The following is a 15,357-nucleotide window of genomic DNA, read 5'->3' as shown; positions in this document are numbered from 1 at the left end:
GAACCTTTGGAGCCACTGATGGACTGGTATCCCGAATCCGGCGAGACGCCGCTGTTCCGCGATGTCGCGACGTTCGCCGAGGGCCGGGCGCCCAAGGTGCGGGACAAGCGCTGGTTCCGTGACGACCAGGGCCGGGACATCGCTGCGGAGCTTCCCGGCTGGCCGCAGCTGCCCACGCCGAAGAAGAAGGGGGACAAGGCGGCCAAGGCCGGCCGGACCCTGGGCATCCTCGGCAAGGCCACGGCGGTCGTGGTGGCCGGCACGGTCGAGCTGCTGAGCCCGAGCGGCGGCTCCAACATCAACTTCAAGGGCCCCGACGGCGCCGAGCCCGTGGATCCGGCGCTGGAGGTCGAGGACTTCCCGGTGATGTGCGCGGCCGCGGGCTCCACGGCCCGCTCGGCGCCCTACCAGCTGGACCCGGACCGGCGCCCGAACAGGTCCTACCGGACCGATCTGCAGCTGACCGACCGGCGCCTGCTCGTGCTCGGCAGCGCCTCGGTGCAGCAGCCCGCCGAGGTGCTGTGGGAGCTGCCCCTGGAGCAGGTGGCCGGGGCCCGGCAGCACGCCTTCTCGACCTTCGGCGCCGACGTCAGCGTGACCTTCGCCGACGGTTCCTGGATCCGGCTGGATCTGCGCAGCCGGGGCAGCGCGGCCAAGGCCGTCGCGATCCTGAACGGACAGACCGAGCCGGTGGTCCTGAACGCCGCACAGCAGGCCGCGGTCGACAGCTGGTCCTCGGCGCTGCCGAAGCCGGTGGACTTCGTGGTGAACTCGGTCGACGCGGCCGCAGGCATCGTCTCGGTCGAGGCGAAGGCACACGTCGGCAAGAAGGTGGTCGACGCCGGGAGCATCACGCTGGACGCCGAGGGCAAGCCGGTGCGCGGCTGAGCGGTCGGCGGGCCTTTTCTGATCTTTTGACGCATAACCAAGGATTCCAAAACCCATGACTCAGATTCCTGTAGCCGAACCCATGGCTGATGGGCTTGTCGCCGACGAAGCCGGCGCCGACGAGGCTGTGCGCGCCGACCTGGCGAAGGCGTTCGAGCGCGCCGTCACCGGCATCCCGCCGATGCTGTTCGTCCTCCCGGACGGCTTCCACGAGCTCCCGTTGCAGCCGGACTCGGCCGACCGTGCCGCGGCCGCCGAGGCCTTCGCCCGCGAGCTCTACCCGAACGGTGACGAGGAGCTGTGGCGCACCAACGCCCCGGCGTTCGCGGCCATGGGCGAGATGACGGCCGCCACCGGCGTCGCGTACGCGGCCATGGGCGTCTTCGACAACGAGCGCGGCGGCATCGCGACCGTCAACCTCACGATCGCCGCCACCGCCTCCGACCACACCGACCCCGAAACCGCGGCCCTGGCCATCCGCGAAGTCCTGGTCCGCGACGAGTTCAACGACTCCCGCTGGCTCAACCTCCCCTCCGGCCCCGCCGTCTCCCGCATCACCGTCACCCGGTTCCCCCTGGACCCGGCCCTGACCGGCGGCGCCGCCGCGGAGCTGGTGCAGGGGCAGATCCAGGTCTACGTCCCGTTCCCGACGGGGCCGTTCATGGCGATCGTGACCTTGGGGACGTACAACATGGAGGCCTGGGTCGAGGTCAGCGAGATGGCCGCGGTGCTGGTGCAGACGATCGAGTTCCCGCGCGTGGGGGAACAGGCCGCGGTCAGCGGCTGATGTTCCAGGCGGCGGGCAGGTCGGCTTCGCAGAACACGCAGACCAGGTCGCCCGTAGCCATACGCACGGTTCGTCGCCACAGCACCGAACCTACATCGACCACCACCCGAGCGGCCCGCACGAGGCGGCCCGAGCCACCAGCCTCGGGCCGCTTCGTCAGCCGCCGCCTCAGTAAGGCCACACCCACCCCGAAATCGCCGGGTCGTCCTCCCCGAACTCCCGCGTGTACTGCCGCGCCTTCAGCCGTGCGTCCTGCAGCTGCTGCCGCACGTGCCCGGCGCGCTCGGCGAGGCCGGGGACGCGGTCGATGGCGTCCATCGCGAGGTGGAAGCGGTCGATGTCGTTCAGCATCGCCATGTCGAAGGGCGTGGTGGTGGTGCCTTCCTCCTTGTAGCCGCGGACGTGGAAGTTCACGTGGTTGGTGCGGCGGTAGGTCAGCCTGTGGATCAGCCACGGGTAGCCGTGGTAGGTGAACACCACCGGCTTCGCCGTCGTGAACAGGGCGTCGAACTCCTTGTCCGTCAGGCCGTGCGGGTGTTCGTCGTTGCCCTGCAGGCGCATCAGGTCCACGACGTTCACCACGCGCACCTTCAGCTCCGGGAAGTGCTGGCGCAGGATGTCCGCCGCCGCCAACGTCTCCATCGTGGGGACGTCGCCGGCGCAGCCCATCACCAGGTCCGGCTCGCCGTCGCCGTCGGTGGAGGCCCACTCCCAGATGCCGATGCCGCGGGTGCAGTGCACGATCGCCTCGTCCATCGACAGGTACTGCAGCTGCGGCTGCTTGCCCGCGACGATGACGTTCACGTAGTTCCGCGAGCGCAGGCAGTGGTCCGCCACCGACAGCAGGGTGTTGGCGTCCGGCGGCAGGTACACGCGGATGACGTCAGCCTTCTTGTTCACCACGTGGTCGATGAAGCCGGGGTCCTGGTGCGAGAAGCCGTTGTGGTCCTGCCGCCACACGTGCGACGTCAGCAGGTAGTTCAGCGACGCGATCGGCGCGCGCCAGGGGATGTTCCGTGTCGTCTTCAGCCACTTCGCGTGCTGGTTGAACATCGAGTCGACGATGTGGATGAACGCCTCGTAGCACGAGAAGAACCCGTGCCGCCCGGTCAGCAGGTAGCCCTCCAGCCAGCCCTGGCACATGTGCTCGCTCAGCGGCTCCAGCACCCGGCCGTCCGTCGACAGGTGCTCGTCGTCCCAGGGCACCGTCTCGGCGTTCCACATCCGCCCCGTCGCCTCGAACAGCGCCTGCAGGCGGTTCGAGGCGGTCTCGTCCGGGCCGAAGACCCGGAAGTTGTCAGCACCCGAATTGTCCGTCATGATGTCGCGCAGGAACGTGCCGAGGATCTTGGTGGACTCGGCGTGTTCGACGCCGTGCCCGGCCGGGTCGACGGCGTAGTCGCGGAAGTCGGGCATCTTCAGGTCGCGCAGCAGCACCCCGCCGTTGGCGTGCGGGTTGGCCCCCATCCGCCGCTTCCCGGACGGAGCCAGCGCCGCCAGCTCCGGCATCAGCGCGCCGGCCGGGTCGAACAGCTCCTCGGGCCGGTAGGAGCGCATCCACTCCTCCAGCACCTTCAAGTGCGCCGGGTTGGTGTGCACGTCGGACATCGGCACCTGGTGCGAGCGCCAGGAGTCCTCCGCACGCTTGCCGTCCACGGTCTTCGGGCCGGTCCAGCCCTTCGGGGTGCGCAGGATCAGCATCGGCCAGGCGGGCCGCACGCCCTTGTCCTTGCCGCCGGCCGCCTTCGCACGAATGTCCGCGATCCGGTCCAGGATCCGGTCCAGTGTCCCGGCCATCGCCTGGTGCGCCGCCAGCGGGTCCGCACCCTCCTCGCTGACGACCGTGAACGGCTCGTACCCGTAGCCCCGCATCAGCTGCTCCAGCTCGGCCTGCGGGATCCGGGACAGCACGGTCGGGTTGGCGATCTTGTACCCGTTCAGGTGCAGGATCGGCAGCACCGTGCCGTCGCGCACCGGGTTCACGAACTTGTTCGAGTGCCAGGACCCGGCCAGCGGCCCGGTCTCCGCCTCGCCGTCCCCGACCACCGCGCAGACCAGCAGCTCCGGGTTGTCGAACGCGGCACCGTAGGCGTGCACCAGCGAGTAGCCCAGCTCGCCGCCCTCGTGGATGGAGCCCGGGGTCTCCGGCGCGACGTGCGAGGGCACGCCGCCGGGGAAGGAGAACTGCCGGAACAGCTTGCGCATGCCCTCCTCGTCCCGGCCGATCCCCGGGTAGTACTCGCTGTACGTGCCCTCCAGATACACGTTCGCCAGCACGCCGGGACCGCCGTGCCCGGGCCCGGCGATGTAGACGGCGTCCAGGTCGCGGGCCTTGATGACCCGGTTCATGTGCGCGTAGATGAAGTTCAGCCCCGGCGTGGTGCCCCAGTGGCCCAGCAGCCGCGGTTTGATGTCGTCCAGGGTCAGCGGCCGGTGCAGCAGCGGGTTGTCCAGCAGGTAGATCTGGCCCACCGACAGGTAGTTGGCCGCGCGCCAGTAGGCGTTGAGCGCGTCGAGGTCCTTCGCGGACAGCGGGCCTTTGGGCTTGCTCGCGTTCTTGATCACCACTCCAGCCTGTGACGTCCGCCGCTGTCGCCGCCGCCTGGGCTGCGCCGGACGGGTCACGCTGGCATCATCGCTCCCGTGGACCAAGCGGACCAAGGCGAGACGGCGGCACAGGGCCTGTACATCACGGCCACCGATGCCGCCAGCGGTAAGACGGTCGTCGCGCTCGGCGTGGCCGAAGCCATGTCCCGACGCGTGCGGCGGCTCGGGGTGTTCCGTCCGGTGGTGCCCGGCGGCGGGGCGGTCGACCCGGTGGTGGACCTGATCCGGACGCGCTACCGGATCGACGAGCCCTACGAGGACTGCGTCGGCACCACCTACGACGCGGTGCACCTGGACCCGGCGCGCGCGGTCGAGACGATCGTCGACCGCTACCGGGCCTTGGCGGCACGCTGCGAAGCCGTGGTGGTGGTCGGCTCGGACTTCACCGACGCCGCGAACACCACCGAGTTCGGCTTCAACGCGAACGTCGCGGCCAACCTCGCGCTGCCGGTGCTGCTGGTGGTCGGCGGGATGGAGCGCACGCCGCAGGACGTGGCCGCCGTGGTGCGCGTGTCGCGGCAGGAGCTGACGAGGCTGCACGCCACCGAGCTGGCGGTGATCGTGAACCGCGTGGCGCCCGGAGAAGAGGACGCGGTACGGCGCGAGGTCGCCACGGTGTTCGGTCCGGCGGGCTTCGGCGAGCAGACGCCGAGCTCTGCGACACCGACCGCTGCGACACCGAGCACCACCGACCAGGCCGCGAACCCCCTCGTCTTCACCATCCCCGAAGTCCCCGGCCTGACCGCCCCGACCATCCGCGACCTGGCCCGCGCCGCCGGCGGCCGGCTGATCAGCGGCGACGAGGCCTTGCTCGACCGCGAGGCGGCTTCCCTGGTCGTCGCGGCCATGTCGCTGCCGAACGTCCTCGACCGCCTCACCGAGGGCGTCGCGATCATCGCCCCCGGCGACCGCACCGCGGGCCTGGTGCCCGGGCTGCTGGCCGCGCACGAGGCCGCGAACTTCCCCGCCTTGTCAGGGGTCTTCCTCACCGGCGGCTTCACCCTCCCGGCCAGCGTTTCGCGGCTGCTGGAAGGCGTGTCCTCGCCCCTGCCCATCATCGCCAGCGGCGCGGACACCCTGCCGACCGCGCTGCACCTGGCCGCCGTGCGCGGCGAGATCACCGCCGACCACCCCGGCAAGGTCGAGACCGCGCTCGGCGCCTTCGCCCGCGGCGTGGACACCTCGGCGCTGCTGAACCGGCTGAACGTGACGCGCTCGGTGGCCGTCACGCCGCTGATGTTCCAGGCGCAGCTGCTGGAGCGGGCCCGCTCGCAGCGCCGGCGCATCGTGCTGCCGGAGGGCTCCGACGACCGGATCCTGCGCGCCGCCGACATCGTGGCCCGCCGCGGCGCCGCCGACCTGCTGGTCCTGGGCGAGGAGGAGAAGGTCCGGGCCCGGGCCAACGCCCTGGGCCTGGACCTGGCCGGCGTCCGGGTGGTCAGCCCGGCCGACTCGGTGCTGGTCGAGGAGTTCGCGCACGAGTACACCCGGCTGCGCGAGCACAAGGGCATGACCCTGGACCGGGCCCGCGACATCGTCCAGGACGTCTCCTACTTCGGCACGATGATGGTGCACACCGGCCGCGCCGACGGCATGGTGTCAGGGGCCGTACACACCACCGCGCACACCATCCGCCCGGCCTTCGAGATCATCCGCACCGAGCCCGGCGTCTCGGTGGTCTCCAGCGTCTTCTTCATGCTGCTCGCCGACAGGGTCCTGGTATACGGCGACTGCGCGGTCATCCCCGATCCGGACGCCGAACAGCTCGCCGACGTCGCCGTCTCCTCGGCCCGCACCGCCGCGGCTTTCGGTGTGCAACCGCGGGTGGCGATGCTGTCCTACTCCAGCGGCGAATCAGGGTCCGGAAAAGACGTCGAGAAGGTCCGCGAGGCCGCGAAGCTGGCCCACGAGCGCGATCCGGACCTCCCGCTGGAGGGCCCGATCCAGTACGACGCCGCCGCCGACCCCGAGGTTGGCGCGCTCAAGCTGCCCGGCAGCGCGGTCGCCGGCCGCGCGACGGTGTTCATCGTCCCGGACCTGAACACCGGCAACAACCTCTACAAGGCGGTGCAGCGCAGCGCCGGCGCGATCGCGGTCGGACCGGTGCTGCAGGGGCTGCGCAAGCCGGTCAACGACCTCTCGCGCGGTGCGCTGGTGCAGGACATCGTGAACACGATCGTGATCACGGCGGTGCAGGCGCAGGGGGAACCGGGCGAAACGAGCGAAGCGGGCGGACAGCGATGAACCAGGTCCTGGTCCTCAACTCCGGCTCCTCGTCGATCAAGTACCAGCTGATCGACATGGACGACCGCACACGGCTGGCCGTCGGGATCATCGAGCGGATCGGCGAGGCCTCCGGCACCGTCGCCGACCACGCCGCCGGCATGGACGTGGTGCTCACCGAGCTGGAGGGCAAGCTGGACCGCGCGCAGCTGGGCGCCGTCGGCCACCGGGTCGTGCACGGCGGCGACCGTTTCCGCGGCCCCACGCTGATCGACGACGAGGTCTGCGACGCCATCAGCGAACTGATTCCACTCGCGCCGCTGCACAATCCCGCGAACCTGACCTTGATCGAGGCGGCGCGCTCGGCGTTCCCGGACACGCCGCAGGTCGCCGTGTTCGACACGGCGTTCCACCAGACGCTGCCCGATCACGCCTACACCTACGCGGTCCCGCAGTCCTGGCGCGAAGACCTCGGCGTCCGCCGCTACGGCTTCCACGGCACGTCGCACCAGTACGTCTCCCGGCGCGCGGCGGCGATGCTGGGCCGCCGCCCGGAGGAGGTGAACATGATCGTCCTGCACCTCGGCAACGGCGCGAGCGTCTGTGCGATCCGCGAGGGTAAGAGCATTGACACCTCGATGGGTATGACGCCGCTCGAAGGTCTGATCATGGGCACGCGCTCCGGCGACCTGGATCCGGCGGTCTCGGCGTACATCGCCCGCCAGACCGGCCGAAGCGCCGAGGAGATCGACCTGACGCTGAACAAGGAGAGCGGGCTGCTCGCGCTGGCCGGCAGCAACGACCTGCGCGACGTCGACGCCGCGGCGGCCAAGGGCGACGACGCCGCACGCCTGGCGCTGGACGCGTACTGCTACCGCATCCGCAAGTACATCGGCGCCTACCTCGCGGCGCTCGGCCGCGTTGACGCGGTGGTGTTCACGGCCGGCGTCGGCGAGAACTCGGCGACGGTGCGGGCCGGCGCGGTCGCGGGCCTGGACCACCTGGGGATCGCGGTGAGTCCGAAGCGGAACGCGCAGCATTCGAAGGAGGAGCGCTACATCTCGCCGTATTGGGCGGAGACCGCGGTCCTGGTGGTGCCGACCGACGAGGAGATCGAGATCGCCGATCAGGCCCTGGAGGTGCTCGGCCGGAGCGCCTGAAAGCACCCCGACCCGAACCGACTCCCACCTGACACCACGCAACGACTTCCGCCTACGTGTCCCCGCACCGCGCGTGCGGCATCATGGTCATGTCACACACGTGTGGGCAGGCGGGAGGCAGGGCGGGGGCGATGAGCATCGCGGCCGAGGGCGGGTCCACGCCGCTGACGGTTCCGGACGCGGCAGCGCGGGTCCTGGAGTTCACGCAGGTCGCGCGGCCTGCGGATGTCCCGCTGATCATCAATGCCCTGAGTGCCGCAGAGCTCTGCGCCGGCATCGCGCGGCTCGGCCCGCGACTCCCGCCGGCGGTGATCGAGCACGTCGTCACGCACGGCCCGCGGACCGCCCGCGCCACCCTGGCCTGGCAGCTCCGGCAGCCGCCGCGGCCCGCTCCCGCGCGCTTCGCCTTCGCGGGCAACCAGAACGCTGAGCGCGGGCGGAAGGCCGAGCGCGAGGCTCAGCGCGCCAAGTCCGTCATGCCCCTGCACGACGCCGCCCGCCGCAGACTGCTGGCCCTGGCCGATCCCGACATCGACCGCGCGCTGTTCGGACGGCTGGAGCAGGTGGGCATCGCCTGGGTCCGCTCGGCGATCCTGCGCGACCGCGTCGGGCCCGACGGCGAGCCGATCGTGCCGCCGGACCTGCGCGCCAAGCTGGCCGCCTTCCTCGCCACGGCCGTCCTCCCGATCTCCCCGGACCACCTCGCCGACACCGACACCGGCGACCCCGAGTTCGAACTCCTCCGCGTCCTGGCCGCCGCCCACGACCCGGCCCTGTCCCTCACCGCGGCGCGCGTCCTCGGCCTCCCCGGCCCGATCCCCGCGCACCAGCCCGGCTGGCGCGACCAGACCTGGGTGCAGCGCTGGGACCGCCCCGGAGCCGGATCCCGCTCGTGGCGGCTGGACTGGGACGAGGTGCTGGCCCTGGCCGCCGACCACGAGGCGGTGGCCGGCGACCGCGGCCGCTTCCTCGGCCGCGTCGCAGGGCTCGACGAAGCCGCCGCGCGCGAGGACATCCCCGCGGACGTCCGGCACCAGCTGCTCGCCAGCTACCCGCAGGCCGCCTGGCACGTCGGCGCGCCCGACGTCACCACGCTGCGCCGAATCGCCGCGGCCGTGGAAACACTCCGGCGGCGATGGGACGACTTCGACGAGGACCCCGAGTTCGGCGCGTCCGTCAGTGAACTGATCATCAGAGGTCTGTCTCTCGGCTCGCTCACCGCGTCCGACGTCATCGCGCACGCCGTCCCGGCCGGCGCTGTCCTGGACTTGGCCTGGCGACGCCGCGCCGACGAGATCCTGCCCGCCGCCCGGGGCCGCGCCGACCTGGCCGAGGAGCTGCGCGCGCTGCTGGACCGGCGGCTCGGCGACGACGTGCCGCTGTGGACCGCCCTGCTCGTCCGCTCCTTCATCTGGACCGGCACCGTCGCAGAGCTCGTCGATTCCACCGCCGTCCTCGGTCCGCAGCAGGCCATCCCGGACGAGGACGAACTCGACGAGGCGGTCGAAGACGTCCCGAGTGCGAACGTGCTGCTCGCCTTCGCGCGTCCGCACGTCGGTCTGGAGGTCCTGTCCGACGGCCCCGGAGAGCTGAACCCCTTCGAGCTGGCCCTGCTGGAAGGCAGCCCGTTGGCCCCCGGCCTGGTGACCCGCGCGCTCGCCGACGACGCCGGATTCGACGCCCGGCGCGCCCTGGCCGCCAACCCGGTGACGCCGGTCGCGGTGCTCCAGCGGCTGCTGCACGATCCGGTGGACCCGATCGGCACCCGGTTGGCCATGCTCTACGACGTCGCCGACCCCGGCCTCCGCTACGCCGCGCTGGAAATGCTGGAGCGGTCCGGGACCGCGTGGCCCCAGATCCTGCACTTCGTCGCGAACCTGGGTGAAGCCGGCGTCTACCAGCTCATCGCCGCCGCGCCGACCGCCGAGCGTCTGCACTTCCTGCTGAAGAAGTTCGGCCGGTATCTGGGTCCTGACACCTCTCTGCTGCTCTACGCGCGGTTGGCGGCCGAGGCCGGACCGGAGCCGGTCTGGGACGCCGCGATGTCCGCGCCCAACGGTCTGGAGCACGCGGGATCGTTCGTGCGGGCCTCGATTGCCAGCGGCGACATCGCACCCCTGCTGGCCGGCGCCGGGGTGGTCTCGGAGCTGGACATCCCGGGAGTGACCGTCCCGGACCCGGATCTGGCGTACACTCCGCATCCCGACGATCCCGCACGCTGGCCTTTGGAAAACGCGGTGCGGCAGCATCTTGACAACGACGCACACCGGTGGCGGATCATGGTGCGCCGGCTGATGGAGGCCGGCCCCCTGGAATACGCGCAGCTCGTCGATCTGGTCCAGGCGGTCGGCGGCGGTGCCGGGGAGGCTGCGGAGGGGGAGCCGTGAACCGAGTCGAGGACCGGGGACGCCCCGGACGCCCCCAGGGCCTGCCGGCGGCGCCGCCGCTGCCCTCGCACCCCACGATCGACGACTACGAGCGGGCCGTGGCGGCCTTCCGGCAGAGCCCGAACCCGGCCGTGGAGTTCGGCTACCTGCGCGAGGTGGCGCTGGTCGGGGCCCGGCTGGGCACGATCCGGCCGGCGGAGATCGTGCGGCACGTGCGGCCGGCCGCGGTGGCCGTGACGCTGGTGATGGAGCCGGAGATCGTGACGGTCGGCGACGCCGTCGCGCGCGCCATCCTGCGCGGCGACAGCGCCGGACCGCAGTACTGGGCCCGGATGGTGCGCGAGGTGGACACCGCCCGCGCCCCGCTGGCCGCGCTGGTGAAGGCCCGGCCCGATTCCGGGCGCGGCGTCATGGCCCGCGGGCTGCGCCGCTCCGCGCAGGACGAGCGCGCCGCGGCGGACATGTCGGGGCAGCGCTGGCGCGCGGCGAACGTGGTGCTGGCGCTGGCCCCGCCGCTGGCCGCGCGGGCGTTCCTGGCCTCGGTCGCGACGATGCACAAGGAGCCGTCGGAGGCGGAGCGGACCGCGTTGCGGGAGCAGGCTTCGCTGATCCTGGACATGGCCTCGCAGGCGCCGCTGTGCCGGGAGCTGGTCGGGCACGCGTTCGGCTCGCTGGGGGACACCGCGCTGCGGATGCGGCTGGCCGAGAACCCCTTCACCCCGGACAGCGTGCTGGCCCGCCTGGCGTGCGAGCACGACACCGAGCCCGAGGTCACGCGCGCGGTGCAGGTGCACGAGTTCGCCGGCGGCACGGCGCGCCGACTGGCGTTCCAGGCGGTGCGCGACGAGCCGGAGGCGGTGCTGCGAGGGCTGCGGGCGATGCTGCGGTTGTGCGGGGAGGAGGCCTTCCTGGAGATGGTCGAGGCCGCGCCCCAGGAACAGGCCGCGTGGGTGCGCTCGGTCGTGGCCGCCGCCGGCCCCGACCTGACGCCGGCCACCCGGCTGCGCGCGTATGTACGGCTCGCCGAGCTGTCCGCGCCGGAGGTCGCGTGGGCGGTCGAGCTGAACCGCGCCGGCTCGCTGGAGCGGATGATGCCGGTGGTCCGGGCCTCGATGGCCGAGGGTACGGCGCAGCCGATGCTCGCGGCCGTCCGCGAGGACAAGGCGGCGGCCGCGGCGGCGCGCCGGGTGGCGGCCCGGTCGGCGGGGCGCGTCGGCGGGGTCCGGTCGGGCCGCGGTGCCCATCTGGACCCGGACCGCGCCGACGTGCGGCCCGGGCAGTCGAGCGCGCAGGCGCAGGCCGAACGGCATCGCGTCGCCGCCGCGGAGATGAAGCGGTGGCGCAGCGAGGGGGCGTTGGACGATCCGGTCCCTTTGGTGTGAGGCTGTGGGGGTTGCGGTCGCCGACGAATGGAGCACCGCTGGGGCACCACCGGACGGCATTGGCAGGCTACTGAGATGCGCTCGTTCTACGACGACATGGCCGACGACTACCACCTGATGTTCCGGGACTGGGACGTCAGCATGGAGTACCAGGCCTCGGTGCTGTCCGCGGTGATCGAGGCGGGCACCAAACGGTCGGCGGGGCGGGTGCTGGACTGCTCGTGCGGGATCGGGACGCAGGCCATCGGCCTGGCGCGGCTCGGCGGCGCGAGCATGATCGGGACGGACCTGAGCCCCCGCGCCGCGACCCGGGCCGGGCGCGAGGCCGCGGCGCGCGGCGTGAGCCTGCCGACCGCGGCCGCGGACATGCGCGCGCTGCCGTTCGCCGAGGCCGTGTTCGACGTGGTGCTCAGCGCCGACAACTCGGTGCCGCACCTGCTGACGCCGGACGCGCTGACCGCCGGCCTGGCCGAGATGCGCCGCGTCCTGCGCCCCGACGGCCTGCTGGTCCTGACCGTGCGCGACTACGACGACCTGCGTGCCAGGCGTCCGGCGACGACCTCGCCGCAGGTCTCCGAGCAAGAGGCCGGCCGCGCCATCGCGTTCCAACTGTGGCACTGGCACCCCGACGGCGAGCGCTACGACTTGGAGCACTTCCAGCTGGCGCCGTCCGGGGGCGATCAGTGGGATGTGCGGGTGCGGCGCGCCACGTACTGGGCTTTGACGCGTGCGCAGCTCGCGGAGTTCGCGACGGGGGCCGGGTTCCGGGACGTGCAGTGGATCGAGCCGCTGGATTCCGGGTACTACCAGCCGATTCTGACGGCGCATCGGTGAGTGAGGCGGAGGTGGTCGGCGAGGTGAGCGGGTCGGATTCCGCCGGGGGCGTGGTGAAGTTCGTCGGCATCTCGACCGGTGCGTCGCGCATCCACACCGCCTTTCCGCGCTGGGCCCGGGTCGTAGGGGTCGAGGCGGAGGTCGTCGGAGTCGACGTGCCCGCCGGGGCCTCGGCGGAGGCGTACCGGTCAGTGCTGGACTCGCTGCGGGAGCCTTCGGTGCTCGGCGCGGTGATCACGTCGCACAAGGTGGGGCTGTTCGCCGCGGCCTCGGACGCCTTCGAGTCCTTGGACCCGCTGGCGCGGCAGTATCGGGAGATCAACTCGATCCGCAACGACGGCGGACGGCTGCACGGGTACGCACGTGATCCGATCTCGGTGGGACGCGTCATCGAGGAGATCTGGCCCGAGCGGGACGGCGACCTGCTGTGCCTCGGCAGCGGCGGTACGGCCATCGCGCTGGGGGAGTACCTGCTCAGGCGCGGCCACCGCGGCCGGCTGCGGTTCGTCGACCGCGATCCGGCGGCGGTCGCGCGGCTGCGTGCTGTGGTCGACAGTCCGTTGGTCGGTGCCGAGGTCGGCGACGGACCGTTCGACGCGGCGGTCGCCGCGCTGGCGCCCGGCGCGCTGGTCGTCAACGCGACGGGTGCGGGAAAGGACCGGCCAGGGTCGCCGGTGACGGATGCGGTTGAGTTCCCGGCGCGGAGCACCGTGTGGGACTTGAACTATCGCGGCGACCTGCACATGCTGCGGGTCGCGCGATCGCAGGCTGCTGCGAGGGGTCTGCGGGTGTACGACGGCTTGTCATTGTTCTGCCACGGTTGGGCGGCGGCGCTGACCACGGCGCTCGACCTGCCGGAGGATCCGGGGCTCGGGCAGAAGTTCATGGCAGCGCTGGAGGAATGAGGGTCGCCGGCGGCGGCCGCTCACCCCTCCCAGAAAGCCTTCCGCACCCGCAGCACCCAGTCCTCGGCCGCCGCCGTGTCCGCCTCCGTCGGCAGCACCGACCGCGCCGTCGCGAAGCGCTCCTCGGCGTCGGCCATGAAGGGGCGGGCGGCTTCGGGGTCGGCGGCCACGCGTTCGCCGAAGGCGCGGTAGCGCTCGGGGTCGGCCAGGCGGATGGTGACGTGGCCGGTGGTGTAGAGCTCGTGGCCCTGGTCGACCAGGCGCATCAGATGCCGGGCGTGCTTGGCGATCTTGCGGTGGGTCCAGGTGGGGTCGCGGGACAGGAGCTTGCGGAACTGCTGGGTCGCGTAGCCGAGGTACGCGTCGTGGACGCGCGGTGCGGACAGCAGCGAGGTGCGCAGCGCGATCGCCTCGTCGCCGAGGGGCGTGCGCAGTTCGTACAGGTCGTCGGGGAGCCACAGGAGTTCCGAGGCGGTGGGGTTGCCGCCGAGGGCCAGGCGGGCCAGCTTCGCCGCCTCGTGGAACGTCACGTCCGGCGCGGAGGTGACGTGGCTGTCGCGCGGCGTGTGCAGGCCGAGCAGGGACAGCGTCGGGGCCGCGAACATGCCGAGGCGGTCCACATCCGAGTCCGGGCCGGACAGGCCGTAGGCGGTGGAGCCGACGATGCCGGAGAGCAGGACGATGCCGGGCTCGAAGCGGTCGAAGTCCGGCCTGGTGTCGGCGATGGTTCCTTCAGCCTGAGTCATGGCGGCATCCCCCCCCCGGATAGCGGAAAAACTCAAGTCACCGTAACAGGCAGGTGCTCGAACCCGCGAAGGACAAACCGCTGGTTCCGCGTCGGCGCCCCGGCCGCCGCCAGCGCCGGGAACCGCTCCAGCAGCCGCGGGAAGCCGATCGCCGCCTCGGTTCGGGCCAGCACCGATCCCACGCAGAAGTGCGCTCCGGCCCCGAAGCTCAGCGGGCCGATCGCGGTCCGTGTGGGGTCGAAGCGCTCCGGGTCCGCGTAGCGCCGGGCGTCCCGGTTCGCCGCGCCGATCATCAGCGCGATCTCCGTCCCTGGGCGCACCGGGACGTCGCCGACCGACAGGCCGTCGGTCAGTGCGATGCGCGTCGTCAGCTGCACCGGCGAGTCGTACCGCAGGACCTCCTCGGCGAAGCCGGCGTAGCGCAGGTCCCCGCGCCGCAGGCCGGCGTCGACCTCCGGATGCTCGAACAGCAGGCGCACGCCGTTGCCGAGCAGGTTCGCCGTGGTCTCGAACCCGGCGATGAGCAGCAACGCCAGGTTGCCCAGCAGCTCGGCCCCGCTCAGCCGGGAGCCGTCGGCGTCGCACACCGCGATCAGGGCACTGACGAGGTCGTCCTGCGGGCACCTGCGGCGCTCGGCGAACAGCCCGCCGAAGTACAGCTCCAGCTCCAGCCACGCCGCGTCGGCGCCGTCCAGCCGGCTCAGGTCGTCGACGTAGTCCAGCACCGCGGCCAGTTCCGTGGCCAGCACCCGGAACGTCTCGCGGTCCTCGGGCGGGATGCCGAGCAGGTCGCAGATCACCGAAACAGGGAGCTGATAGGCGAAGTCGTCCATCAGGTCCACGGCCGCGCCGTCCGCCCCGGCCTCGGCCACCCGGCCCAGCAGCGCCTCGACGGCCTGTTCGATCATCGGCTCCAGCGCCGCGACCCGGCGCGGGGTGAACACCGAGGAGATCAGGGCACGCATACGGCCGTGGTCGGGGGCGTTGGCGTAGATGACCGAGCGCTCCATGCTGCGCAGCGAGGGCCTGCGCTGTTGTTCGTCGTCCCAGGCCCGGCCGCGCCAGTCCACGTCCCAGACCCCGAACGAGGCGTTGCGCAGGACCTGGTCGCACTCGTCGTAGGACGGCACCATCACGAAGCCGTCCGCGGCCTCGATGACGGCGCCGAGCCGGTGCGCCTCGTCGTAGAGCGGATAGGGGTTGTCACGGCCTTCGGCGGTGAGCAGCGCGGCCATGATGTCCATCGGCTCCATGAACGGCTCCAACGGCGGCGCGGCCCGGGAATGTTCCCGGGCCGCGCGAAAATATCTAAGAGGTCTTACTCGCCTGAGTCAGGAGTCTTACTAGGCCGTGTCTGAGAAGTGGTTCATAGCCAGCCGTTGATGGCTGCGATGGTGACGGTGGCCTGGTAACGGCAGGCGAGCTTGTCGTACCGGGT

At 72.0% G+C, this 15,357-nt stretch carries 11 protein-coding genes; 8 read left to right on the top strand and 3 right to left on the bottom strand.

Annotation, left to right across the window (positions count from 1 at the left end; all coding sequences use genetic code 11):
• Positions 1–18 precede the first annotated feature (18 nt).
• Both ABH920_RS29775 and ABH920_RS29770 read left to right on the top strand, forming a co-directional pair.
• Positions 19–888, top strand: a complete 870-nt coding sequence (locus ABH920_RS29775; protein ID WP_370352497.1) for a hypothetical protein — start codon at positions 19–21, stop codon at positions 886–888.
• A 55-nt stretch (positions 889–943) separates the two neighbouring features.
• On the top strand, positions 944–1,675 hold the full coding sequence (locus ABH920_RS29770) for a hypothetical protein (RefSeq protein ID WP_370352495.1): 732 nt from the start codon (positions 944–946) through the stop codon (positions 1,673–1,675).
• 168 nt (positions 1,676–1,843) lie between these two features.
• Here ABH920_RS29770 and ABH920_RS29765 read toward each other — a convergent pair whose 3' ends face one another.
• Positions 1,844–4,243 (bottom strand): phosphoketolase, encoded by a 2,400-nt coding sequence (locus ABH920_RS29765; protein WP_370352693.1) that lies wholly within the window; start codon positions 4,241–4,243, stop codon positions 1,844–1,846.
• A gap of 75 nt (positions 4,244–4,318) precedes the next feature.
• Here ABH920_RS29765 and pta point away from each other — a divergent pair, with 75 nt between their 5' ends.
• From pta to ABH920_RS29735, 6 genes are all read left to right on the top strand, one after another.
• Complete coding sequence (gene pta, locus ABH920_RS29760) at positions 4,319–6,526, top strand: phosphate acetyltransferase (protein WP_370352494.1); 2,208 nt, start codon at positions 4,319–4,321, stop codon at positions 6,524–6,526.
• The gene (locus ABH920_RS29755; protein ID WP_370352493.1) at positions 6,523–7,665 is read left to right on the top strand and encodes an acetate/propionate family kinase; all 1,143 of its coding nucleotides are present in this window, start codon (positions 6,523–6,525) and stop codon (positions 7,663–7,665) included. Before pta ends, ABH920_RS29755 begins: the two co-directional genes overlap by 4 nt.
• A 131-nt stretch (positions 7,666–7,796) precedes the next feature.
• Complete coding sequence (locus tag ABH920_RS29750) at positions 7,797–10,052, top strand: hypothetical protein (RefSeq protein ID WP_370352492.1); 2,256 nt, start codon at positions 7,797–7,799, stop codon at positions 10,050–10,052.
• On the top strand, positions 10,049–11,434 hold the full coding sequence (locus ABH920_RS29745) for a hypothetical protein (protein WP_370352491.1): 1,386 nt from the start codon (positions 10,049–10,051) through the stop codon (positions 11,432–11,434). Before ABH920_RS29750 ends, ABH920_RS29745 begins: the two co-directional genes overlap by 4 nt.
• Before the next feature lie 75 nt (positions 11,435–11,509).
• Positions 11,510–12,268: a methyltransferase domain-containing protein gene (locus ABH920_RS29740; RefSeq protein ID WP_370352490.1), complete on the top strand. Its 759-nt coding sequence runs from the start codon at positions 11,510–11,512 to the stop codon at positions 12,266–12,268.
• Positions 12,265–13,173, top strand: coding sequence for a shikimate dehydrogenase (locus ABH920_RS29735; RefSeq protein ID WP_370352489.1), 909 nt, complete (start codon positions 12,265–12,267; stop codon positions 13,171–13,173). The genes ABH920_RS29740 and ABH920_RS29735 overlap by 4 nt, the downstream gene beginning before the upstream one ends.
• Before the next feature lie 20 nt (positions 13,174–13,193).
• Here ABH920_RS29735 and ABH920_RS29730 read toward each other — a convergent pair whose 3' ends face one another.
• Both ABH920_RS29730 and ABH920_RS29725 read right to left on the bottom strand, forming a co-directional pair.
• Entirely contained in the window at positions 13,194–13,919 is a 726-nt protein-coding gene (locus tag ABH920_RS29730) for a DNA polymerase beta superfamily protein (protein WP_370352488.1), read from the bottom strand.
• Positions 13,920–13,951: 32 nt separating this feature from the next.
• Positions 13,952–15,172 carry a cytochrome P450 gene (locus tag ABH920_RS29725; protein WP_370352487.1) on the bottom strand — a complete coding sequence of 407 codons (1,221 nt, stop codon included), beginning with the start codon at positions 15,170–15,172 and terminating at the stop codon, positions 13,952–13,954.
• Between the last annotated feature and the right edge of the window lie 185 nt (positions 15,173–15,357).

This window comes from Catenulispora sp. EB89 (genome assembly GCF_041261445.1).
Lineage (GTDB): Bacteria > Actinomycetota > Actinomycetes > Streptomycetales > Catenulisporaceae > Catenulispora.
Note: the sequence above shows the minus strand (reverse complement) of the source record. Positions and strands in the feature narration are given on the sequence as shown.